The organism is Streptomyces sp. NPDC102490 (assembly GCF_044765285.1).
GTDB lineage: Bacteria > Actinomycetota > Actinomycetes > Streptomycetales > Streptomycetaceae > Streptomyces.
Window position 1 is genome coordinate 480,721 of the sequence record NZ_JBIWJU010000004.1, and the last position, 22,272, is coordinate 502,992.

The window sequence follows — 22,272 nt, forward strand, 5'->3', positions numbered from 1 at the left end:
CGGCGGCCGCGCGACCGGTCCGTCGCAGGGCGCATTGCGGAGCCGGGTCCGGGCACCTTCACTGAACACAACTTCGCCGCCAGGCGACGGATCGGAGGCCGCGATGCTGTCCCACACCCTGGAGCACGGGGTCCTGGTCATCACGGTGGACCAGGACCCGGGAATCGACGGGCGGGCCGCGCTGACCACGCACATCACCAACCTGGTCGACGCCCATCAGCCGACCCCCGTCGTCATCGTCCTGACCGACCGGGCGAGCGGCCCCGCCGCGGTCAGCGCGGTGCTCCGGGCACACCAGTGGTGCGGGCGGCTCGGGGTCCTGATGTCCGTGGTGACGCACAGCGCGCCGATCCGGCGGCTGCTGGCGGACAACGCCGACACCTCGGGCCCCCGCCTGGTGATACACGCCCGGGTCGACACCGCGATCAGCACCGCGTTCACCGCGGCGGCCTAACGCCCGTCAGGGAGTTCCGCGGCGGCCGTCGGGCCCGGCCGCCGCTCCTGCCGTCCGAGCCAGAGGTCGGGGCCGAAGACCTCGTAGTGGATGGCCTCGGCGGGCACCCCGCGGCGCAGCAGGTCGCCGCGGACCGCGCGCATGAACGGCACCGGTCCGCACAGGTAGGCGGTGAGGCCCTCGGGCAGGTCGAGGCCGGTGAGGTCGGCGCGGCCGGTGGACGCCTCGGGGGCCTGGTCGCCGGGCTCCTCGTACCACAGGTGGAGCCGGGCGTCGGGCAGCGCGCGCACCAGGTCGAGCTGCTCCTGCCGGTGGGCGTGGTCGTCGGGGGTGCGGTCGGCGTGCACGACGGTCACCGGGCGGGTGGCGCCGGCGGCGGCCAGGTGGCCGAGCATGGAGAGGATCGGCGTGACGCCGATGCCGGCGGAGGCCAGCAGCAGCGGGCCGTCGTGCTCCGCCAGGGCCAGGTCGCCGGCCGGCAGCGACACGCTGAGCACGTCGCCCTTGCGGGCGTTGGCGTGCAGCCAGGAGGAGACCTCGCCGTCCGGCTGTCCTTCGCCCCGGACACGCTTGACGGTGACGCGCCAGGCGGAGCGGCCGGGGGCGGCGGACAGGCTGTACTGGCGGATCTGCCGGGCGCCGTCGGGCAGTTCGACCTGGACGCTGACGTACTGGCCCGGCCGGAAGGGTGCGACGGGACGGTCGTCGGCCGGCCCCAGTACGAGGGAGACCGCGTCGGCGCTCTCCTCGACCCGGTCGACGATCTCCATGGGGCGCCAGACGTCTCCGTCCGCGACGCCCTTCAGCGCGTAGAGCCGCGTCTCCAGGGCGATGAGCGCGTGGGCCATCAGCCAGTAGACCTCGTCCCAGGCCCGGGCCACCTCGGGGGTGACGGCGTCGCCGAGCACCTCGGCGACGGCGGCCATGAGATGCCGGTGGACGATCGTGTACTGGTCGGAGGTGATGCCGATCGAGGCGTGCTTGTGCGAGATGCGCGAGAGCAGCACGTCGGCGCGCTCGTCCGGGTTCTCCAGCAGCAGGCCGGCGAACGCGGCCACGGAGCCCGCCAGGGCCCGCTGCTGCTCGCCGTTGGCCTGGTTCCCGCGGTTGAACAGGTCCCGCAGCAGGTCGGGGTGGGCGTCGAAGAGCCTGCGGTAGAACAGGTCGGCGATGTCACCGATGGCCGCACCGACCGCGGGAAGGGTGGCGCGTACCACCGGAACGGACTGTTCGGAGAGCACAGCGACTCCTTAATCGGTAGATGAGATGCGTGTTTTACTGCACGGCCAGGCACCCTTCGGGACCACCCCCGGTCATCCCGAGGGGCGGTCCGTCAGGCCGAGCAGGACCGGGCCGGTCGGTGAGGCCACCAGGTCGGTCACGGTGAGCGGGTCGAGCGCGGCGTAGAACGCCTCCTGGGCGTCGCGGAGCGCCCCGCGCAGCCGGCAGGCCCCGCGCAGCGGGCAGGGATGGTCACCCTCGCAGTCGACCACCTCGGCGTCGCCCTCCAGTTCGCGCACCAGCCAGCCCACCGAGGCGCGCCGCCCCAGGCCGGTCAGGGTCAGCCCGCCGCCGCGACCGCGCCGCGCCTCCACCACCCCCAGGTGTTGCAGACGGGTGATGGCCTTCGCCGCGTGGGTGTACGGCACACCGACGACCTCGGCCACCTCTCGGGTGGCCATCGGTTCGTCACCGTCTCTCACGACCGCCAGGCGCATGACGGAACGCAGCGCCAGGTCGGTGAACTTCGTCAGCCGCACACCGGGAAGCTATCAAATACGCATGCTAGATTCGCCTTTACCCGGGGTACGGGCCCTGTGGGGTGCGTCACTGGACGGCCGCGCCCGGGGCATACCGCCCAAGAGGGCGGCGTGCGGGCACGGTTGGGCACACGGATCGGCGGCATCTGATGACAGTGGACGACAGCGGCTCCGCCGGTACGGCGGCGGACTCTCCCCTCCCCCGGGTGCTGTGCGACACGGCGGAGCTCGTGTCCCTGGGCGGCGGCGCTCCGTCCGGCGCGCTGTGGAAGCTGGCGGAACCGGGACGGCAGCTCGACGCCAACGTCGTCCGCCTCCCCGCCGAGGGACGGGTGGAGGTCCACACCGAGCCCGACCTCGACGTCCTGCTCCTCGTCCTCGACGGCGCGGCCCGCCTCGGCGCCGCCGACGGCGAACACCCCCTGCGCGCGGGCGTCCTGACCTGGCTGCCGCACGGCTCGGCCCGGTCCGTGCTCGCAGGCCCGGACGGGGTGACGTACCTGACCGTGCACCGCCGGCGTGCCGGCATGCGCGTCCAGCCGCCGGAGGCCGCCGACCGGCTGCGGCCCTCCCCCGGCGGCGACGGCCCCTGATCAGGGCGCGGGCGACGTCGGCGGGCCGGCGTCCACCTCGCGCGCGAGGGCCCGCAGCGCGGTGTCGTCCTCGCTGCCGGGGTGCGGGAAGTACACGTACAGCACGTGCCCTTCGGGACCGGCGAGGGCGAAGGTCTCGAAGTCGAGGGAGAGGGTCCCGACGCCGTCGACCGCGAGACGCTTGCGGCCCGTCACGCGGTCGTAGACGTCGTGGGAGTCCCACAGGGCCCGGAACCTCTCGCTGCGCTCACGCAGACTCGCCACGAAGGCGGCGACGTCCGCGGGCCGGGCCGCCGCGGTGGTGCGCAGGCCCGCGACCGCCTGGAGGCCGATCTCCTCCCAGTCCGGGTACACCTGCCGGGCCCGCGGGTCCAGGAAGGTGAACTCGACGAGGTTGTGCCCCGGGCTCCACGCCGGGTTGACGCGGGGGGCCAGGGCGGTGGCGGCCAGGACGTCACGGCGTGGCCCGACGACGAAGGCGGGCAGGTCGCTCCAGCGCTCCAGCAGGACCCGCACCCCCGCCCGGACCGTGTCGGCCGGGGCATCTGCCCGGGCGTCCGCGGGGGCGAGGGACGGCGCGACCAGGGACCACAGGTAGGCCCGCTCGGTGTCGTCCAGGCGCAGCACGTCGGCCAGGGCCTGGAGGATCTCGCGGGAGGGGTGCCGGTCGCGGCCCTGCTCGATACGGGCGTAGTAGGAGGGGCTCACCCCGGCGAGCAGCGCCAACTCCTCGCGGCGCAGGCCCTTGACCCGCCGCCGCGTGTTGTCGACGACGCCCGCGGAGGCGGGATCGATCCGCTCCCGGCGGCTGCGCAGGAAGGAACCGACCGGATTGGCGTCGGTGTGGTCGTCACGGGCCATCGGGCCGACTCTACCCCGCGCCCGGCCACCTGCGAGGACGCCGTAGGCAGGCCCTCCGGGGGCCACCCTCGAGGAGGTGTGGCACGACTGCCGCGGGTCCGGCTGCAATGGGAGGCATGACACAGCGAACCACCGCACCGAACGACGACCCGACCCGCACCTCCGACGCGCCCGGGGGGACACCGGTGTGGTTCATCACCGGGACGTCGGGCGGCCTGGGCCGCGCCCTCGCCCGGCACGCCCTGGAGCGCGGCGACCGGGTCGCCGTCACCGCCCGCGACACGGCGAGCGTGGCCGGCCTCGCGGAAGCCCACGGGGACCGCGCCCTCGCCCTCCGTCTGGACGTCACCGACCCCGAGTCGGTGGCCGCCGCCGTCGAGGCGGCCGAGAAGGAGTTCGGGCGCATCGACGTCTTGGTCAACAACGCCGGATACGGCTACCTCGCCGCTGTCGAGGAGGGTGAGGACCCCGCGGTGCGCGCCCTCTACGACACCAACGTGCACGGCGTGGTCACCGTCCTGAAGGCCGTCCTGCCCGGCATGCGGGCCCGCCGCTCGGGGCGGATCGTGAACATCTCGTCCTTCGGCGGTCTCGCGGCCTTCGCGGCGACCGGCCACTACCACGCGACCAAGTTCGCGCTCGAGGGGCTGTCCGAGTCGCTGGCCGCGGAAGTCGCGCCCCTCGGCATCGCGGTGACCATCGTCGAGCCCGGCGGTCTGCGGACCCAGTGGGCCGGGACGTCGATGCGGCAGTCACCGACGCGGCTCGAGGACTACGAGCAGACCGCGGGCCGGCGCCGGGCCACCACCCTGGCGGTCTCCGGCCGCCAGCCCGGCGACCCCGTCCGCGCCGCCGCCGCGATCGCCGCCGTCGTGGACTCCGCGGCGCCGCCGCTGCGGCTCCTGCTCGGCTCGGACGCGCTCGCCGGTGCCCGCGCCCGCCTGGAGCGGCTGCGGCAGGAGATCGACGCCAACGAGGCCCTCACCAGGAGCACCGACCTGGAGCAGGCGTCCTGAGCCGCGACGCCTCACCGCGCCCCGAGGCCGCTCACCGTGCCTCGGAGCGCAGCCGGGAGAGGGACGCCGCGGTCAGGGGCCGGGGCTCCGCGTCGGGGTCGACGAGGACGACGGTGCAGGTGGCGGCGTGGGTGAGGGCGCTGGTGAAGCTGCCCTCGGCGAACTGGGCCAGCGGGCCGCGCGGTGAGCGGCCGACCGCGACCGCGCGGGCCCCGGCCTCGGCGGCGTGCCGGGCCAGGGCGCGGCCCGCGGCGGCGTGGTCGCCGACGCCGGTGAGGACCTGGCCGGTGGCGGCCACGCCGAGGCCGCCCAGCCGGTCGAGGTGGGCGGTGACGGCGGCCTTCGCCTCCGCTTCGGTCTCGGTCTCGGCGGCCTGTTCCTCGACGACGGCGGTCTGCCGGACGTGCACGACCTCCAGCGGGCTCCCGGTGTCGCGGGCGAGACGGGCCGCGGCGTCCACGACGGCGGCCGCCTCGTGATGGGCGCCGACGGCCACGACCACCGGCGGCGCGTCGGTCGGGGCCGGGGCGCCGACGGGCGTCAGCGTCGGGGTCACGGGTTCGCCTTCGCCGGTGTCCGCCTCGGCCTGGCGGAGCAGCCGGTGTCCGCCGGCCAGGATGGGGACGGCGAGGAGGAAGGTGGCGGCTCCGAGGTAGAAGGGGACGCTCAGGTCGGTGGCGTCGGCGAGCTTCCCGGCGACGTAGGGGGCCAGACCGCCGCCGATGAAGCGCAGGAAGCCGTACGCGGAGGAGGCCACCGGACGCTCGACCGGCGAGACCAGCATGACGGCCTGGGTGGTGAGGGTGTTGTTGATGCCGATGAAGGCGCCGCTGACGATGACCGCGACGATCACGGTGGTGGGGTCGGTGACGCCCGCGGCTATGACGGCCATGACGACGCCGAGGCCGAGCAGGTTGGCGTAGAGGACGGGCGCGGTGCCGTAGCGGGCCTGGAGGCGGGGCGCGAAGAAGACGCTGAAGGCGGCGACCAGCAGACCCCAGGCGGTGAAGACCAGGCCGAGTTCGTGGGCGTCCAGTTCCATCGGGTACGGGGCGTAGCCGAGCATGGTGAAGAAGCCCCAGTTGTACAGCAGGGCCATGATGCCCATGGTGAGCAGGCCGCGATGGCGCAGGGCCTTGAGCGGGGCGAGCGGTGAGGTGACCCGCTCGGGCCTCGGCAGGTCGGGGACGAAGGCGAGGGTGGCGATCAGGGCGACGGCCATCAGGGCCGCGACGCCGAAGAACGGGCCGCGCCAGCTGATGCCGCCCAGCTCGCCGCCGAGCAGGGGGCCGACGGCGATGCCGAGGCCCAGGGCGGTCTCGTAGAGGATGATCGCGCCGCTGAAGCCGCCGCTGGCGGAGGCCACGATGACCGCGAGGGAGGTGGCGATGAACAGGGCGTTGCCCAGTCCCCAGCCGGCCCGGAAACCGACGATGCCGTTGATGGAGCCGGCGGCGCCGGCCAGGGCGGCGAAGACGACGATGACGGCGAGGCCGGTGACCAGGGTGCGCTTGGCGCCGATGCGGCTGGAGACCCAGCCGACAAAGAGCATGGCGACGGCGGTGACGATCAGGTAGCTGCTGAACAGCAGGGAGACCTGACTGGGCGTGGCGTCGAGGCTCTCGGCGAGGGCCGGCAGGATCGGGTCGACCAGGCCGATGCCCATGAACGAGATGACGCAGGCGAAGGCCACGGCCCAGACGGCCTTGGGCTGCCGGAAGGGACTGGCGGCCTTTCCACGGGGTGCACTCATGCGCGGTCTTCCTCCGGGGTGGACGGACGGTTGCGGATGACCCGGGCCAGGGCCAGGAGCGCGGTGGTGGTGGCTTCCCGCTCCGGCCCGGTCATGTCCTCCATGAGCTGCCGCAGGGCGTGGGCACGCTCGGCACGCCGCGCGGCCAGGACCTCGGCGCCCGCGGCCGTCACGGCCACGAGCACGACGCGGCCGTCGCTCGCGTCGGCGGTGCGCCGGGCCAGGCCCGCGCGCTCCAGACGCGTGACGAGCTGGGTCATGTTCGGCTGGGAGACGCCCTCGGCCCTGGCCAGCTCGGTCAGCCGCCGGGGGCCCTCGCGGCTCAGCCTGGCCAGCGTCGAGGAGGCGGCGGTGCTCAGGCCGCCGGTGCGGGCGCTCTGCCGCACGTACCGGATCATGTGCTCCACGGCGATGATCAGGTCGTCCGGGTCCGGTGCGTCCCGGGGCGGACCGCTCGGTCCCGGGCCCTCCTTCGGCACATCCATAAGTGCATGATGCATTTAGATGTAGCGTGAAACAAGATGGTTCACGGCGGCCTCCCCCGTTGCGTCCGCCCGTCCCCGGGGCAATCGTCAGAGGAACGAGGGAGGAAACGGCATGGACGACTGGCGCAGGTTCGCGGAGCAGATGGCGTCGCTCGCACGCGATCTGCTGGCCCAGGATTCGGTGAACGACACCCTGCGGCGGATCACCGCCTCGGCCACCGAACTGGTGGCGGACTGCGACGCCGCCGGCATCCTCATCCTGCGCGGCGGCAAGGTGCAGTCGCTGGCCCCCACGGAACAGGTGGTGATCGACAGCGACGACCTGCAGGGGCGGGTCGGAGAGGGGCCGTGTTTCGACGCCGCCCGCACCTCCACGGGGGAGCGCCGGTTCCGGATCGTCGACTTCGCCGACGAGGCGGTGCGCTGGCCCAAGTACGTCCCGGAAGCGCGCAAGCTGAACCTCGGCAGCATGATGGGCTTCCTGCTGTTCACCGAGGACGAGGACCTCGGCGCCCTGAACCTGTACTCCTACCGGCCCGGCGCCTTCACCGAGGCCGACGAGACGGCCGGCTGGCTGCTGGCGTCCCACGCGTCGGTCGCCTTCTCCAGCGCCCGTACCCACGCGCAGTTGCAGGATGCCATCGGCACCCGGCACACCATCGGGGAGGCCATGGGCATCCTCATGGGCAGGCACCGCCTCACCGAGGACCAGGCCTTCGCCGCACTGCGCCGGTACTCGCAGGACCACAACGTCAAGCTCCGGGACGTGGCGGCACGGGTCTGCGAACAGGGCGGGCTGCCCTGAGCGAGCGAGGGGCGTTTGCTTCCCGCCCCGCGGGTAACTCCGGCATTCCGGACACCGACCCCGGGAGTCGCCATGTGGAAGCGCAAGGGCAGGAAGGACCGCCGGGCCGCCGAGCCGGTCCCCATGGAGCTGTGCGACCTGTGCGCCAGGGTCTTCCCCGAGGACGAGTCCGTGACGGGCTACGTGCCGGACTCTTCCTCGGTGCACGCCACCAACGAGTGGTTCGACGGACTGCGGCTCATCACCGCGTGCTCGGACGACCACTTCGACGTGATCAAGGACGGGTACGCGCACCGGCCCTTCGTGGACGAGGAGCTGTGGGCGGCGAAGCTGACCCGGGCCCTGACCACCGGCCCGCCGGCCCTGTCCATGGACCAGCTCGGCTGCCGGACGGGGCTCCAGGAGCCCCAGATACGCGCGGCCGTCGCCTGGCACAACGAGCGCGTGCGGGAAGCGCAGGAGCGCAGCGATCCCTGAGGCCGCCGGGCCCCGAGGGCGGCGTCAGCGCGGCGGTGCGACCCCGTACACCCGGTAGGGCTCGGCGTCGGCCCACCTGACGTCCAGGCCGAGCCCGGGCCGCGAGGTGTCGGGGCGCAGCGCCCCGCCCTCGGGCGCCAGGACGCCGTCGAACAGCAGCCGCTCGACGCGCACGTGGTCGTGGAAGTACTCCAGGTGCCGCATGCGGCGCACGGCGCAGAAGGCGTGGGCGGACACCGCGGGCGCGCAGTGCGCGGACAGGTCCAGGTGCCGGACGGCCGACACACCGCCGACCTCCAGCACGCCGGTGATGCCCCCGCACCGGGTGACGTCGGCCTGGAGGCAGTCGACCGCGGGCCCCTCGGTCAGGTTGGCGAAGTCCTGGGCGGTGAAGGCGTACTCCCCCGCGGCGACCTCCAGCCGGGCCGGGCCCCGCTCGCGCAGCATCCGCAGCCCCTCCAGGTCCGCGGAGCCGACCGGTTCCTCGAACCAGCGCACGTCCCACTCGTCGTGGAACCGGTGGGCCCAGTACAGGGCCTCCTTGCGGCCGAGCGCCCCGTTGGCGTCGGTGAACAGTTCCGTCCCGTCCCCCACCGCCCGGCGTACGGCGGTCAGGCGCCGCGGGTCGGCGTCCGGGTCCCGCGAGGTCTTCAGCTTGACGCGCCCGATGCCCTCCTCGGCCCAGTCGGCGAGCTGGTCGGTGAGTCGGTCCAGGGGGTAGTTGGTGAAGCCGCCGCTGCCGTAGACGGGCACCCGGTCGTGGTGCGCCGGCAGGAGCTGGACCAGCGGAAGATCCAGCAGCCGTGCCTTGAGGTCCCACAGCGCCACGTCGACGGCGGACAGGGCCATGGCCCCGGCGCCGGGGCGGCCGGCGTTGCGCATCCGCGCGCCCATCCGCTCCCACAGGGCGGGCGGCGAGGAGACGGGGCCGCCCTCGACGACCGGCGCGAGCACGGAGTGCGCGAAGGACGCCACCGAGACGTCCCCGTAGGTGTAGCCGAGTCCGGTGCGGCCCCCGGCGTGCACGCGCACCAGGACCAGGGTCGTGGCGTCCCACTCCAGGGTGCCGTCCTGCTCGCGCCCGCCCGGCCCGTCGGTGGGGATCTCGAAGGCGTGCACGTCGACCGCGTCGACCACGCACGCGTCCAGTGCCCCCGTCTCCCGGCCGGTCACCGACGTCATCGCGCACTCCCTCGCCCTCGCGTTCCCGGGCCGGTTCCCCACGCCGTCCGGTCCATGCGCGGGCCGTCCGGGTCAACCGACGTTTGTCCGGACGCGGGCCGGGTCACTCAGTTCCCCGTGGCGAGCCATCGAAAGGACGCCCGAGGAGCCCCCGTGAACCGGTGGTGGCGGCCCTTCCACCGCGCGTGGGACTGGCTGGCCGCGTCCGCCCTGGTCCGGCGCGGCCGGGACCTGGAGCTGATGCACAGGGCCATGGGCTTCGCCACCCTCGCCCTGGTCACGCTCGCACCGCTGCTGATCGTGGTGGCCGCGGCCGACCCGCTGGGGCGCGGGGGCTTCGCCTCGTGGCTGGCCGACGGCATGGGGCTGTCCGGGCGGTCGGCCAAGGTGCTGACCGACATCATCAGCCCGCCGACCAAGGTCGTCGGCACGACGAGCGTATGGGGCGGAATCCTGCTCGGGGTGTTCGGCGTGTCCTTCGCGGCGAGCGTCCAGAACGGCTACGAGCGCATCTGGGAACTGCCCGCCGGCCCCTGGCACCGCATCTGGCGCCAGATGACCTGGGTGGTCCTGCTGACCGCCTACCTCTACCAGGAGGTGCAGACGCGGACCGCGCTGCACGGTTCGGCGCGGATCGCACTGTCGACCGCCAGCGGCATGCTGTTCTTCTGGTGGGGCCAGCACTTCCTGCTGGGCGGCCAGGTCCGCTGGCGGGACCTGCTGCCGGGAGCGTTCGCCACGATGGTGGGCCTGATCGGCCTGCGCGGCTTCTCGTACCTCTTCTTCACTCCGCTCATCCTCGACAACGCCTTCAGCTACGGCACGGTCGGCATCGTGCTGGTGGTGGAGTCCTGGCTGATCGGGGTCGGGTTCGTCGTCTTCGGCGGCGCGATGGTCGGGCACTGGTTCTGCGAGCACCACTGGTGGGCGCGGAACATCGACCGCAGACCGGACTGACCCGGGGGCGGTCCGTCAGCCGCCGCGCCGGCGCAGTCCCCCGACGAGTGCCGCGGCCACCGCCCCGGTCGCGGCCGTGGCCAGCGCCAGCGGCCGGCGGTTGCGGGAGATCCAGAACTGGAGGCTGCGCGGGTGGGCCTCGTCGTCGAAGATCCCGTGCGCGCCGTAGTCGTTGGGGGCGGTGTCGTCCGGCGGCTTCCACAGGTTGGCCGGCCGCGACGGGTCGACGGGCCGGTCCGTCTGCTGCCCGTCGTAGCCGGTGCGGGCCAGGTAGCGGTCGAGGAGACCCGGGGCGAACTTCTGGCCCAGCAGCGTGGCGACGGTGGAGCCGCCCACCCAGTACACGCGCCGCTCGGGGTGGTCCGCGGCGTGCAGCACCGCCCGGGCGGCCACCTCGGGCTGGTAGACGGGGGCCACCGGGCGCGGATGGCGGGGCAGCCGGGTGAGGACCCAGCTGAACTGGGGCGTGTTGAGCCCCGGCATCTGCACCATGGTCACCCGCACCCCGCTGCGGTCGTGCAGCAGTTCGCAGCGCAGCGACTCGGTGAAACCCTGGATGGCGTGCTTGGCCCCGCAGTAGACGGCCTGGAGCGGAACGCTGCGCTCGGCCAGGGCCGAGCCCACCTGGACGATGGTGCCGCGATCACGCGGTGTCATGCGCCGCAGCGCGGCCTGGGTGCCGTGGACGAAGCCGAAGTAGGTCACCTCGGTGGCCCGTCTCAGCTCCTCGGGCCGGATCTCCGGCACGGGCGCGAAGACGGTCGAGAACGCCGCGTTCACCCATACGTCGATCGGGCCGAGTTCCTCCTCGACTCGGGAAGCCGCCGCGTCCACTGCCTGAGCGTCGGCGACGTCCACGACCATTGGCAGCGCGCGTCCCCCGGCCTCGTGGACCTCCTCGGCCGCGCGTTCGAGGGCGTGCTCGCCCCGGGCGAGCAGGGCCACCGCGGCCCCGCGGGCGCCGAAGGCCCGGGCGGTGGCCCGGCCGACGCCGCCGGTCGCGCCGGTGACGACCACGACCTCGGTGCCGTTCGTCCGCCGGTGCCGGGCGCCGCTCACTTCTTGCCCCGGCCGGGGAGGTGCTCGGCGTACTCGGTGAGCTTCTGGCGTACGCCCTTGGTGGCGATCCCGGTCAGCTCCGGGTCGTGCAGCGCCGCCTTGATGGCCTTCTTGCCCTGGTCCTTCATGATGTGCGGCGGGATCGGCGCGATCTCCGCGTCCACCTTGAACTCCAGGACCACCGGCCGGTCGGCGGCGAGCGCCTCGTCCCAGGCGGAGCCGACCTTCTTGGGGTCGGTGCAGACGATGCCCTTGAGGCCGAGGAGTTCGGCGTAGGCGGCGTAGGGGACGTCGGGGATGGCCTGGGAGCCCGGGTACTTGGGGTCTCCGGCCATGGCGCGCTGCTCCCAGGTGACCTGGTTGAGGTCCTGGTTGTTGAAGACGCAGAAGATCAGCGGCGCCGACCCGGACAGGCGGTCCAGGTAGCGCTTGACGGTGATCATCTCGTTCATGCCGTTCATCTGGAACGCGCCGTCCCCGATGAAGGCGATCACCGGGCGCTCGGGGTAGGCGAACCGCGCCGCGATGGCGTAGGGCGTGCCCGGGCCCATGGTGGCCAGGGTGCCGGAGAGCGAGGCCTGCATGCCGTCGCGCAGCATGAGGTGGCGTGCCCACCAGTTGGTGCCGGAACCGGAGTCGGCCGTCAGGATGACGTCATCCGGCAGCCGCGGCGAGAGTTCGGCGGCGACGGCCTGGGGGTTGATGGTCTTCTCGAAGTGCTCGCCCGCCCAGCGGTCGCACAGGTCGTGCCACTCCCGCACGTCCTTCTCGATCTTCTCCCGCCAGCCCCGGTCCGCCTTGCGCTGGAGCATCGGGATGAGGGCGCGCAGGGTCTCCCTGGAGTCGCCGACGAGGTGGGCGTCCATGGGATAGCGGATGCCGATCATGCGGCCGTCGATGTCGATCTCGACGCCCCGGGCCTGCCCCTCCTCGGGCAGCCACTCCGAGTACGGGAAGCTGCTGCCGACCATGAGCAGGGTGTCGCAGCCCTTCATCATGTTGTCGCTGGCCTTGCTGCCCAGCAGGCCGATGGGCCCGGTGACGTAGGGCAGGTCGTCGGGCAGGACCTCGCGACCGAGCAGGGCCTTGGCGACGCCGGCGCCGAGCAGTTCGGCGACCTCCTTCACCTCGGCCTCCGCCTTCGCCGCGCCCTGGCCGACGAGCATGGCGACCTTGTTCCCGGCGTTGAGGACGTCGGCGGCCTTGCGCAGCTCGTCGAGGTCGGGCAGCACCCGCGGCTGGCTCCAGCCCACGCTGGAGAAGACGGACCCGTGCTCCCTAGGCGGGGAGGGCTGGGCCTCCTCCTCCTGGATGTCGTTGGGGATGATGACGGTGGCGACGCCCCGGGTGGTCAGCGCGGTCTTGAAGGCCCGGTCGACGACGTGCCGGGCCTGGCCCGGGTGCACGATCATCTGGCAGTACTCGGACACGTCCGCGAAGAGCTGGTCGAGGGCGATCTCCTGCTGGTAGTGGGTACCCAGCGACAGCCGCTTCTGCTGGCCCACCACCGCCACCACGGGCTGGTGGTCGAGCTTCGCGTCGTAGAGGCCGTTGAGCAGGTGCACGGCGCCCGGACCCGACGTGGCGACGCAACAGCCCACCTCGCCGGTGAACTTGGCGTGGCCGCAGGCCATGAACGCGGCCATCTCCTCGTGCCGGGCCTGGATGAACTCCGGGTCGCCGTCGGCCCGGTCGAACGCGCCGAGCAGACCGTTGATGCCGTCACCGGGATAGCCGTACACCCGCTGGACGCCCCACTCGGACAGGCGCTGGAGCACATAGTCGGCGACTAGGGTCATGGAGCTCTCCCGGGCGTGGGGGGACGACGGTCGGCTTGTGGGGTTACCGGCACGGGCGCTCCTAAACCGGCGGTCCGTCCCCCTTCGGCCCCTCTCGCGCCGGGTCCCTCAGGCCGGCGGCGGTGCCGTACTCGCCCGGGTCACCAGCCGGGTCGGCACCAGCGTCGTGCCCCGCTCCGGACCGGCCGCGCGCATCGTGCGCAGCACGGCCCGCACGCACAGCCGCCCGACCTCGGCGAAGTCCTGGTGGACGGTGGTCAGCGGGGGCAGGAAGGACCCGGCCTCGGCGATGTCGTCGAAGCCGATGACGCTGACGTCCTCGGGCACCCGCCGGCCGCGTTCGTGCAGGGCGCGCAGCAGGCCGAGGGCCATCTGGTCGTTGGCCGCGAAGACGGCGGTGCACTCCTCGCGCGCGGCGAGTTCCAGGCCCGCCCGGTAGCCGGACTCCGCCGACCAGTCGCCCCTCACGAGCGGCGGCGGGGTGCGGCCCGCCTCGGTGAGCGTCCGCCGCCAGGCGTCGGCGCGGCGCTGGGCGGCGAAGGAGCCCTCGGGGCCGCCCAGGTGCCACACCGTGTCGTGCCCGAGGTCGAGCAGGTGGCGCACGGCGGCGCGGCTGCCGCCCGCCTGGTCGGTGTCGACGACCGTGTAGGTGTCGCCGGCGTCGGAGTCGACCACGACGACCTGGACGTGCGGCGGCAGGGTGAGGGACGCCGCGTCCAGGAGGTGGACCTCCATGATGACGATGACCGCGTCGACGGCCAGTTCCTCCAGGCGCGAGAAGGCGCCGCGCACCTCGTCCTGGGTGGGGACGGCGACCGGCAGCAGCGTCACCGCGTACCCCTCGCTCGCCGCGGAGGTCGCGATGGCCTCCAGGGTGCGCACGTTGCCCGTGGTGGCCAGCGTGAAGGTGATGACGCCGATGGTGCGGAACTCGCCCCGTTTCAGGGCCCGGGCCGCGCTGTTGGGCCGGTAGCCCAGCTCCTTCATGGCCGCCAGCACCTGCCGCCGGGTCTCCTCGGTCACGCCCGCGTAGCCGTTGGAGACGCGGGAGACGGTCTGCGAGGAGACTCCGGCCAGCCGGGCCACGTCCGCCATGGAGGCCGTGCGGTCCCGGCCGCGCCGGGGACGCGCGGACGCGCTCGTCGGGACTTCCTCAGCGGTGCTCACTCGCCGTCAGCCGCCTCTCTGTCGCTGCCGGGTCCCGGTGTGCAAGGACCCTTGACCGTCGTCATCGGGGCAGTGTAGACATGCCGCCATCGGATGTTTACGTAAACATAACAGCTCGGCACCCTCTCGCGGTGCGTGATGTTTACGCAAACATCGGCGATGTTCCAGGACGTGGACGAGCGAGGACGACATGACGACGCTGCAACCGCCGGCCGCCGCGGAGCCGCGGCCGGCCCCACCCCCGGTGCGGCGGGACCGCCGCTCCTGGACGGGGTGGGGCTTCCTCGGTCCCTTCGTGGCCGTGTTCGCCCTGGTGTTCCTGGCGCCCATCGCCTACTCGGTCTACCTCAGCCTCTTCCGCGACCAGTTGATCGGCGGGACCACCTTCGTCGGCCTCGACAACTACGGCGAGGCGCTCCGGGACGAGCGGTTCTGGGCCTCGCTGGGCCGGGTCTCGCTCTTCCTGGCCGTACAGGTGCCGGTCATGCTCGGCATCGCGCTGCTGGTGGCCCTGGCGCTGGACAGCGGCCGCCTCTACGGCCGGGACTTCTTCCGCATCTCGATCTTCCTGCCGTACGCCGTGCCCGCCGTGGTGGCCACCCTGATGTGGGGCTTCATGTACGGCACCCGCTTCGGCCTGGTCGGCGACATCAACGGCGCGCTGGGCGTCTCGCTGCCCGACCCGCTCTCCCCCGACCTGGTCCTTGCCTCCATCGGCAACATCGTGACCTGGGAGTTCGTCGGCTACAACATGCTGATCTTCTACTCGGCGCTGCGGGTGGTCCCGCACTCGCTGTACGAGGCGGCCCAGATCGACGGCGCCGGCCAGATCCGCGTGATCACCGCCATCAAGCTCCCGGCCATCCGCGGGGCCCTGGTGATCGCCACCATCTTCTCCATCATCGGCAGCTTCCAGCTCTTCAACGAGCCCAGCATCCTGCAACCCCTGGCACGCAACGCCATCACCACGGACTACACGCCGAACTACTACACGTACGCGCTGTCCTTCAACGGCCAGCAGCACAACTACTCCGCGACCGTCGCCATCGTCATGGGGCTGATCACCATGGTCATCGCCTACGCCGTGCAGCTGCGCGGCATGCGCAAGGGAGTGTGAGGCCGCGATGACCGGTCCCGTCGCCACCGTTACCGACCGTTCCGCGCCCGCGCCCTCCGGCACCCCGGGCTCCGTCCCGCGGCTGCGTGCGTCCCGGCGCCGGCACTCCGCCGACCAGCCCCGGCGCAGCGTGCTGCTAACCGCGCTCACCGCGCTCGTGCTGCTGTACAGCCTGGTGCCGCTTCTCTGGCTGGCCATCAGCGCCACCAAGACGCAGGAGGGGCTGTCCCGTTCCTCCGGTCTCTGGTTCGACGGCGACTTCGCGCTGTGGGACAACCTCACCGAGACGTTCACCTACGACGACGGCGTCTTCACCCGCTGGCTGCTCAACACCCTGCTGTACGTGGGCCTCGGCGCGGGCGGCGCCACCTTCCTCGCCGTGCTCGGCGGCTACGCGCTCGCCAAGTTCCACTTCCCCGGCCGGCGGGCCGTGTTCGCCGTCGTCATCGGCGCGGTGGCGGTGCCGGGGACGGCGCTGGCGGTGCCGACCTTCCTGATGTTCAGCGAGATGGGGCTCACCAACACGCCCTGGGCGGTGATCATCCCGTCCCTGATCTCGCCGTTCGGCCTCTATCTGATGTGGGTGTTCGCCACCGAGGCCATCCCGACGGAGCTGATGGAGGCCGCCCGTATCGACGGGGCGGGCGAGGTGCGCACCTTCTTCCGGGTCGCGCTGCCGCTGCTGGCGCCCGGCATCGTCACCGTCCTGCTCTTCACCATGGTCGCGACCTGGAACAACTACTTCCTGCCGCTGGTCATGCTCAAGGACCCCGACTGGTATCCGCTGACCCTGGGGCTCAACAGCTGGAACCAGCAGGCCGCGACCGCGGGCGGCGAGGCCGTCTTCAACCTCGTCGTCACCGGGTCGCTCCTCACCATCCTGCCGCTGATCGCCGCGTTCCTGCTGCTCCAGCGGTACTGGCAGTCCGGTCTCGCCGCCGGAAGCGTCAAGGAATAGCCCTCCCTCCCCCACCGACGACCCCGCCAACCCTCAACGGTGCCGGTTCCGGCCACGAAGAAGTGGAAGCACGCCCATGCCCACACACCTGACCAAGCACTCGCGCCGCCTCCTGCGCGGCACGGCCCTGCTCTGCGCCCTCGCCCTGGGCGCGAGTGCCTGCGGCGACTCCGACGACGGGGGGTCGAGCCAGAAGGCCGTCTCCGAGGCGGACATACAGGCGGCCCTCAAGAAGGGCGGCACCCTCACGGTCTGGGCGTGGGAGCCCACCCTCAAGCAGGTCGCCACCGACTTCGAGAAGGCGCACCCGGGGGTCAAGGTCGACCTGGTCAACGCCGGGACCAACAAGGACCAGTACACGGCGTTGCAGAACGCCATCTCCGCGAAGAAGGGCGTCCCGGACGTCGCCCAGATCGAGTACTACGCGATGGGCCAGTACGCCCTGACCAAGCAGCTCACCGACCTCAAGTCCTTCGGCGCCGACAAGCTCTCCGCCAAGTACTCCCCCGGCCCGTGGAACGGGGTGAAGGCCGGTTCGGACGGCATCTACGCGCTGCCGATGGACTCGGGCCCGATGGCGCTGTTCTACAACAAGAAGGTCTTCGACAAGTACCACATCGAGGTGCCCACCACCTGGGCCGAGTACCTGGACGCCGCCCGCGACCTGCACAAGGCCGACCCGAAGGCGTACATCACCGCCGACAACGGCGACGCCGGGTTCGCCACCAGCATGCTCTGGCAGGCCGGTTCGCGCCCCTACACGGTCGACGGCACCAAGGTGAAGATCGACTTCTCCGACCAGGGCGCCAAGACGTTCACCGGCACCTGGCAGCAGCTCATCGACGAGAAGCTGCTCGCCTCCGTCCCCGCCTGGACCGACGAGTGGTACAAGGGCCTCGGCGACGGCAGCATCGCGACGCTGGCCACCGGCGCCTGGATGCCGGCCAACCTGGAGTCCGGTGCGAAGGCGGCGTCCGGTGACTGGCGCGTCGCCCCGATGCCGCAGTGGACCGCGGGCGGCAAGGTCAGCGCCGAGAACGGCGGCAGCGCGCTGGCGCTCCCGGAACTCGGCAAGAACGAGGCGCTGGCGTACGCCTTCGTGGAGTACGCGAACGCCGGGGAGGGCGTGCAGACCCGGCTGAAGAACGGCGCCTTCCCGGCGACCACCGCGGACCTCCAGTCCACGAAGTTCCAGGACACCGCCTTCCCGTACTTCGGCGGCCAGAAGGCCAACAAGATCTTCGCCGAGTCGGCCGCGGACGTCCCCGACGACTGGTCGTACCTGCCGTACCAGGTCTACGCGAACTCGGTCTTCAACGACACCGTCGGCAAGGCCTACGTCTCCGGCACCACCCTGGCCGAGGGCCTCGAGTCCTGGCAGGAGGCCTCGGTCAAGTACGGCGAGGAGCAGGGCTTCACCGTCGAGAAGTAGCGCACGCCCCCACCGGAAGGACCGCCATGATCTCCACCCTCCACTCCCGCCGGCACCGCGGGACGGACGGTGCGCCCGCCCCCCGTCTCGCCTACGGCGCCGACTACAACCCCGAGCAGTGGCCGCGGGAGGTGTGGCAGGAGGACGTACGGCTGATGCGCGAGGCCGGTGTCACCATCGTCTCGCTCGGCATCTTCTCCTGGGCCCGCATCCAGCCCGGCCCGGACACCTGGGACTTCGCCTGGCTCGACGAGGTGATGGACCTGCTGCACGAGCACGGCGTCGACGTCGACCTGGCCACCGCCACCGCCTCGCCGCCGCCCTGGCTGACCACCGCGCACCCCGAGATCCTCCCGGTCACCGACCGGGGTGAGACGCTGTGGCCGGGAGCCCGCCAGCACTGGCGCCCGACCTCGCCCGTCTTCCGCGAGCACGCCCTGCGCCTGGTCCGGAAGCTGGCCACCCGCTACGCCGGTCACCCCGCGCTGGTCGCCTGGCACGTCAACAACGAGCTGGGCTGCCACAACGTCTACGACTACTCCGACGACGCGGCCCGCGCCTTCCGTCACTGGCTGCGCGCCCGGTACGGCACGACGGACGCCCTCAACCACGCCTGGGGCACGGCGTTCTGGTCGCAGCGCTATGGCGACTGGGAGGAGATCCTGCCGCCCCGGCTGGCGGCCTCGCACCCGAACCCGACCCAGCAGCTGGACTTCAAGCGCTTCTCCTCGGACGCGCTCAAGGACCATCTGCGCGCGGAGCGGGACCTGCTGCGGGAGCTGACCCCCGACGTGCCCGTCACCACCAACTTCATGGTGATGCCCGGCACCAAGGGCATGAACTACGCGGACTGGGCGAGCGAGGTGGACTTCGTCGCCAACGACCACTACGTCGTCCCGCACCCGCAGGCCCGCGACGAGCTGTCGTTCTCGGCGAACCTCACCAGCGGCATCGCGGGCGGCCGCCCCTGGTTCCTGATGGAGCACTCCACCAGCGCCGTGAACTGGCAGCCCGTCAACCTGGCCAAGCGACCGGGTGAGATGGCCCGGGACTCGCTGACGCACGTGGCGCACGGCGCCGACGCGGTCTGCTTCTTCCAGTGGCGCCAGTCGGCGGCCGGTGCCGAGAAGTACCACTCGGCGATGGTCCCGCACGCCGGCGCGGACAGCGACCTGTTCCGCTCGGTGGCCGCGCTCGGCGACACCCTGAAGAGGCTCGCGCCGGTCGCCGGGAGCGAGCGGGAGCCCGCCGAGGTGGGCATCCTCTTCGACTGGGAGTCGCGGTGGGCGAGCGAGCAGGACTCGCACCCCACCGCGCTGCTCGACTACCACCAGGAGGCGCTCGACTGGTACACGGCGCTGCTCTCCCTGGGCGTCCGCGCCGACGTCGTCACCACCGGCGCCGACCTGAGCCGCCACCGGGTGCTGATCGCGCCGGTGCTGCACCTGGTCCCGGCCGGGCTGGCCAAGGACCTCACCCGCTACGCCGAGCAGGGCGGGCACCTGGTCACCACGTACTTCTCCGGCATCGTGGACGAGAACGACCACGTCTGGCTGGGCGGTTACCCGGGCGCGCTGCGGGACCTGCTCGGCATCCGCGTCGAGGAGTTCGGTCCGCTGACCGCCGGGCAGAGCGTGGAGCTGGACGACGACAGCACCGGCGGCCTGTGGACCGACCACATCACCGTCACCGCCCCCGAGACCGAGGTGCTGGTCCGCTACCGCACCGGTGCGCACGCGGGCCGCCCCGCGGTCACCCGGCGCGGCGCGGGCGGCGGTTCGGCCGCCTACGTCTCCACCCGGCTCGGCGCCGAGGGGCTGGCCGCGCTGCTGCCGAGGCTCCTGGAGCCGGCCGGGGTGCGGAGCGAGCTGCCCGCCCCGGTGCGCGGACGGGTCGAGACCACCGTGCGCCGCGGCCCCGGCGGACGCTTCCTGTTCCTGGTCAACCGCACCGACGAGACCGTGACCGTCCCCGGGCTCACCGGGGAGGTCCTGGTGGGCGACACCGGTGACGAGGGCGCCGTCGTGCTGGCGGCCCGGGGAGTCGCCGTCCTGCGCACGCCCACCGACTGAGCGCACCCCCGCACCACCATCCCGGTCCCCCCGGAGCGGCACGCACCCGCTCCGGGACGCCCTCCCCTCCTGCCCGCCACCGGGCGGAAGGGGCCACCGCAGCGACCCCACCTTTCCGTTGGGAGCACACGATGGCACGCCGTACCCGCAGACACCTTCTCGGCACCGCGGTCCTGACCGCCCTGACCACCGGGGCCGCCCTGCTCGGCGCCCCCGCCCGGGCCGAACCGGCCGCGGCCGCCGCCTCGGTCACGGTGCGTCCGGACCCCTCGTACCGGCAGGAGGCGTTCGAGGGCTGGGGCACCAGCCTGGTCTGGTTCGCCAACGCCACCGGCGACTACCCGCCCGAGATCCGCGAGAAGCTGGCCCGGCTGCTGTTCGGCGACGACGGACTGGGCCTGAACATCGCCCGCTACAACATCGGCGGCGGCAACGCGCCGGACGTCAAGGACTATCTGCGGGCCGGCGGGGCGGTCGAGGGCTGGTGGAAGGCGCCCGCCGGCACCACGCGCGAGGACACCGACTGGTGGAGCGCCGACGACCCGGCCGACTGGAACGAGGATGCCGACGCCACCCAGCGCTGGTGGGTCGAGCGCATCAAGGACGACATCGACCACTGGGAGACGTTCAGCAACTCCCCGCCCTGGTTCATGACCGTCAGCGGTTACGTCTCCGGCGGCTTCGACTCGTCCGCGGACCAGCTCAAGCCCGAGTCCGTCGACGACTTCGCCGCCTACGTGGCCGGGGCGACCAGGCGGCTGGAGCAGGCCGAGGGCATCGAGGTCGACACCGTCGACCCGTTCAACGAGCCCAACACCCCGTACTGGGGTACGCGGCTCGGCGCGGACGGCGAACCCGTCGGCGGCCGGCAGGAGGGCGCCCACATGGGCCCCGAGACGCAGCGCACGGTGCTCCGGGCCCTCGCCCCCGCGCTGAAGAAAGCCAAGGTCAAGGCGGACATCTCGGCGATGGACGAGACCAACCCCGGCACCTTCGCGAAGAACTGGAGCGCCTACTCCGCGGCCGACCGCGCCCTCGTCGGCCAGATGAACGTCCACACCTACGGCACCGGTCAGCGCACCACCGTGCGCGACCTCGCCAAGGCCGCGGACAAACCCCTGTGGATGAGCGAGGTGGGCGGCGACTGGGGCGACGGCCAGGACTTCGAGGACATGCGGCCCGGCCTCGGGCTCGCCCAGCAGATCGTCGACGACCTGCGGGAACTGGAGCCCCGCGCCTGGGTGTTCTGGCAGCCCGTCGAGGACTACGACAACATGAAGCCGGGCGGCGAGTCCGCGAAGGGCGGCAACTGGGGCAGCATCCAGCTCCCGTTCGACTGCACCGCCCGGGACACCCTGGAGACCTGCCCGATCCGGACCAACACCAAGTTCGACACCGCCCGCAACTTCACCCACTTCATCAAGCCCGGCGACCGGCTGATCAAGACGGACGACACCTCCAGCGCCGCCGCCGTCACCCGCGACGGCAAGGGCGCCTCACTCGTCCACGTCAACCGCACCACCGAGGCCCGCACGGTCACCCTCGACCTGTCCAAGTTCCGTGACGTGAGCCGCCGGGCCACCGTCACCCCCGTCGTGACCAGCGCCGACGGCAAGCTGGAGCGGCGGGCCCCGATCAGGGTGAGCGACCGTGCGGCCACCTTCACCGTGCCCGCCCAGTCCGTCACCTCGTTCGAGATCAAGGGCGTCTCGGGCGTCGCGAAGGACGCCGCCGAGCCGCGCCGGGGACACACCTACACGCTGACCGGCGTAGCGAGCGGCAAGGCCGTCACCGTGGCCGCGGACGGCACGCACCTGGTCCTCGGCACCGGGCAGGGCACGAGCGCCCAGCGGTGGCGGCTGAGCGCGGTGCGCCACGACGGCGGGGTCCGCGACCGCTACGTCTTCACCCGGCCCGAGGACGGCACCCGCCTCGCCGTACGCGACGACGTCCCGGTGGCCGAGCCCGACACGGGCCGGCGGGACACGGCCGCCGAGTGGCTGATGTCGAGCACCGGCGACGGCACCTGGACCCTGGTCAACGCGGCCACCGGGCGCCTGCTCGAAGTGGGCGGCCAGGCGTCCCACGAGGGCGCCGCCGTCACGACCTGGCCGCCCAACTCCGGTGCCCACCAGCGCTGGACGCTGACGGACGTGTCCGCCGGCTGAGTCGAGGGGTCTGCCGGCCGACCCGCGTCCTGGGCCGCCCTGGACGGGACGGGTGACCGGGTGAGTGGCAACGTGCGCCGCCCGTACGGCACATGGCGCCGCTCCACCGCAGTACGATGATCGAGAACTGCGGTGGAGCGTCACCTCCCGGAGCACG

20 protein-coding genes are annotated in these 22,272 nt (G+C 72.6%); 11 read left to right on the forward strand and 9 right to left on the reverse strand.

Going from position 1 to position 22,272, the window contains the following annotated elements:
- Positions 1 to 103 precede the first annotated feature (103 nt).
- Positions 104 to 454, forward strand: a complete 351-nt coding sequence (locus ACIRGB_RS11445) for a hypothetical protein (RefSeq protein ID WP_403861831.1) — start codon at positions 104 to 106, stop codon at positions 452 to 454.
- On the opposite strand, the gene ACIRGB_RS11450 is transcribed toward ACIRGB_RS11445, so the two are convergent.
- Positions 451 to 1,695, reverse strand: a complete 1,245-nt coding sequence (locus tag ACIRGB_RS11450) for a globin domain-containing protein (RefSeq protein WP_403861834.1) — start codon at positions 1,693 to 1,695, stop codon at positions 451 to 453. The genes ACIRGB_RS11445 and ACIRGB_RS11450 overlap by 4 nt on opposite strands.
- A gap of 72 nt (positions 1,696 to 1,767) precedes the next feature.
- A complete protein-coding gene (gene nsrR, locus ACIRGB_RS11455; protein ID WP_403861837.1) occupies positions 1,768 to 2,214 on the reverse strand; it encodes a nitric oxide-sensing transcriptional repressor NsrR in 447 nt (148 codons plus the stop codon).
- A gap of 149 nt (positions 2,215 to 2,363) precedes the next feature.
- Here nsrR and ACIRGB_RS11460 point away from each other — a divergent pair, with 149 nt between their 5' ends.
- Positions 2,364 to 2,807, forward strand: a complete 444-nt coding sequence (locus tag ACIRGB_RS11460) for a hypothetical protein (RefSeq protein WP_403861840.1) — start codon at positions 2,364 to 2,366, stop codon at positions 2,805 to 2,807.
- Here the strand turns inward: ACIRGB_RS11460 and ACIRGB_RS11465 are convergent, their stop codons facing one another.
- Positions 2,808 to 3,668: a helix-turn-helix domain-containing protein gene (locus ACIRGB_RS11465; protein WP_403861843.1), complete on the reverse strand. Its 861-nt coding sequence runs from the start codon at positions 3,666 to 3,668 to the stop codon at positions 2,808 to 2,810.
- Between the two features lie 116 nt (positions 3,669 to 3,784).
- On the opposite strand from ACIRGB_RS11465, the gene ACIRGB_RS11470 reads away from it, so the two are divergent.
- Entirely contained in the window at positions 3,785 to 4,684 is a 900-nt protein-coding gene (locus tag ACIRGB_RS11470) for an oxidoreductase (protein ID WP_403861846.1), read from the forward strand.
- Positions 4,685 to 4,715: 31 nt separating this feature from the next.
- Here ACIRGB_RS11470 and ACIRGB_RS11475 read toward each other — a convergent pair whose 3' ends face one another.
- Both ACIRGB_RS11475 and ACIRGB_RS11480 read right to left on the reverse strand, forming a co-directional pair.
- Positions 4,716 to 6,437: an MFS transporter gene (locus ACIRGB_RS11475; RefSeq protein ID WP_403861849.1), complete on the reverse strand. Its 1,722-nt coding sequence runs from the start codon at positions 6,435 to 6,437 to the stop codon at positions 4,716 to 4,718.
- Complete coding sequence (locus tag ACIRGB_RS11480) at positions 6,434 to 6,922, reverse strand: MarR family winged helix-turn-helix transcriptional regulator (protein WP_403861855.1); 489 nt, start codon at positions 6,920 to 6,922, stop codon at positions 6,434 to 6,436. Before ACIRGB_RS11480 ends, ACIRGB_RS11475 begins: the two co-directional genes overlap by 4 nt.
- Before the next feature lie 112 nt (positions 6,923 to 7,034).
- On the opposite strand from ACIRGB_RS11480, the gene ACIRGB_RS11485 reads away from it, so the two are divergent.
- Positions 7,035 to 7,727, forward strand: a complete 693-nt coding sequence (locus ACIRGB_RS11485; protein ID WP_403861858.1) for a GAF and ANTAR domain-containing protein — start codon at positions 7,035 to 7,037, stop codon at positions 7,725 to 7,727.
- Positions 7,728 to 7,799: 72 nt separating this feature from the next.
- Positions 7,800 to 8,204, forward strand: coding sequence for a hypothetical protein (locus ACIRGB_RS11490; RefSeq protein WP_403861861.1), 405 nt, complete (start codon positions 7,800 to 7,802; stop codon positions 8,202 to 8,204).
- 24 nt (positions 8,205 to 8,228) lie between these two features.
- Here ACIRGB_RS11490 and ACIRGB_RS11495 read toward each other — a convergent pair whose 3' ends face one another.
- Positions 8,229 to 9,386 (reverse strand): enolase C-terminal domain-like protein, encoded by a 1,158-nt coding sequence (locus tag ACIRGB_RS11495; protein ID WP_403861864.1) that lies wholly within the window; start codon positions 9,384 to 9,386, stop codon positions 8,229 to 8,231.
- Between the two features lie 153 nt (positions 9,387 to 9,539).
- Between ACIRGB_RS11495 and ACIRGB_RS11500 the strand changes: the two genes are divergently transcribed.
- A complete protein-coding gene (locus tag ACIRGB_RS11500; RefSeq protein ID WP_403861867.1) occupies positions 9,540 to 10,343 on the forward strand; it encodes a ribonuclease BN in 804 nt (267 codons plus the stop codon).
- 15 nt (positions 10,344 to 10,358) lie between these two features.
- Here ACIRGB_RS11500 and ACIRGB_RS11505 read toward each other — a convergent pair whose 3' ends face one another.
- The 3 genes from ACIRGB_RS11505 to ACIRGB_RS11515 form a co-directional block, all read right to left on the reverse strand.
- Positions 10,359 to 11,402 carry an SDR family oxidoreductase gene (locus ACIRGB_RS11505; RefSeq protein WP_403861870.1) on the reverse strand — a complete coding sequence of 348 codons (1,044 nt, stop codon included), beginning with the start codon at positions 11,400 to 11,402 and terminating at the stop codon, positions 10,359 to 10,361.
- Positions 11,399 to 13,201: a thiamine pyrophosphate-requiring protein gene (locus tag ACIRGB_RS11510; RefSeq protein WP_403861873.1), complete on the reverse strand. Its 1,803-nt coding sequence runs from the start codon at positions 13,199 to 13,201 to the stop codon at positions 11,399 to 11,401. Before ACIRGB_RS11510 ends, ACIRGB_RS11505 begins: the two co-directional genes overlap by 4 nt.
- Before the next feature lie 108 nt (positions 13,202 to 13,309).
- Positions 13,310 to 14,368 carry a LacI family DNA-binding transcriptional regulator gene (locus ACIRGB_RS11515; protein ID WP_403861876.1) on the reverse strand — a complete coding sequence of 353 codons (1,059 nt, stop codon included), beginning with the start codon at positions 14,366 to 14,368 and terminating at the stop codon, positions 13,310 to 13,312.
- Positions 14,369 to 14,558: 190 nt separating this feature from the next.
- On the opposite strand from ACIRGB_RS11515, the gene ACIRGB_RS11520 reads away from it, so the two are divergent.
- The 5 genes from ACIRGB_RS11520 (at position 14,559) to ACIRGB_RS11540 (ending at position 22,115) form a co-directional block, all read left to right on the forward strand.
- Complete coding sequence (locus ACIRGB_RS11520) at positions 14,559 to 15,485, forward strand: carbohydrate ABC transporter permease (protein ID WP_403861879.1); 927 nt, start codon at positions 14,559 to 14,561, stop codon at positions 15,483 to 15,485.
- Positions 15,486 to 15,492: 7 nt separating this feature from the next.
- Positions 15,493 to 16,443 (forward strand): carbohydrate ABC transporter permease, encoded by a 951-nt coding sequence (locus ACIRGB_RS11525; protein ID WP_403861882.1) that lies wholly within the window; start codon positions 15,493 to 15,495, stop codon positions 16,441 to 16,443.
- Between the two features lie 76 nt (positions 16,444 to 16,519).
- A complete protein-coding gene (locus ACIRGB_RS11530; protein WP_403861885.1) occupies positions 16,520 to 17,875 on the forward strand; it encodes an ABC transporter substrate-binding protein in 1,356 nt (451 codons plus the stop codon).
- 26 nt (positions 17,876 to 17,901) lie between these two features.
- The gene (locus tag ACIRGB_RS11535) at positions 17,902 to 19,947 is read left to right on the forward strand and encodes a beta-galactosidase (protein ID WP_403861888.1); all 2,046 of its coding nucleotides are present in this window, start codon (positions 17,902 to 17,904) and stop codon (positions 19,945 to 19,947) included.
- A gap of 131 nt (positions 19,948 to 20,078) precedes the next feature.
- A complete protein-coding gene (locus tag ACIRGB_RS11540) occupies positions 20,079 to 22,115 on the forward strand; it encodes an RICIN domain-containing protein (protein WP_403861891.1) in 2,037 nt (678 codons plus the stop codon).
- The last annotated feature ends 157 nt before the right edge of the window (positions 22,116 to 22,272 follow it).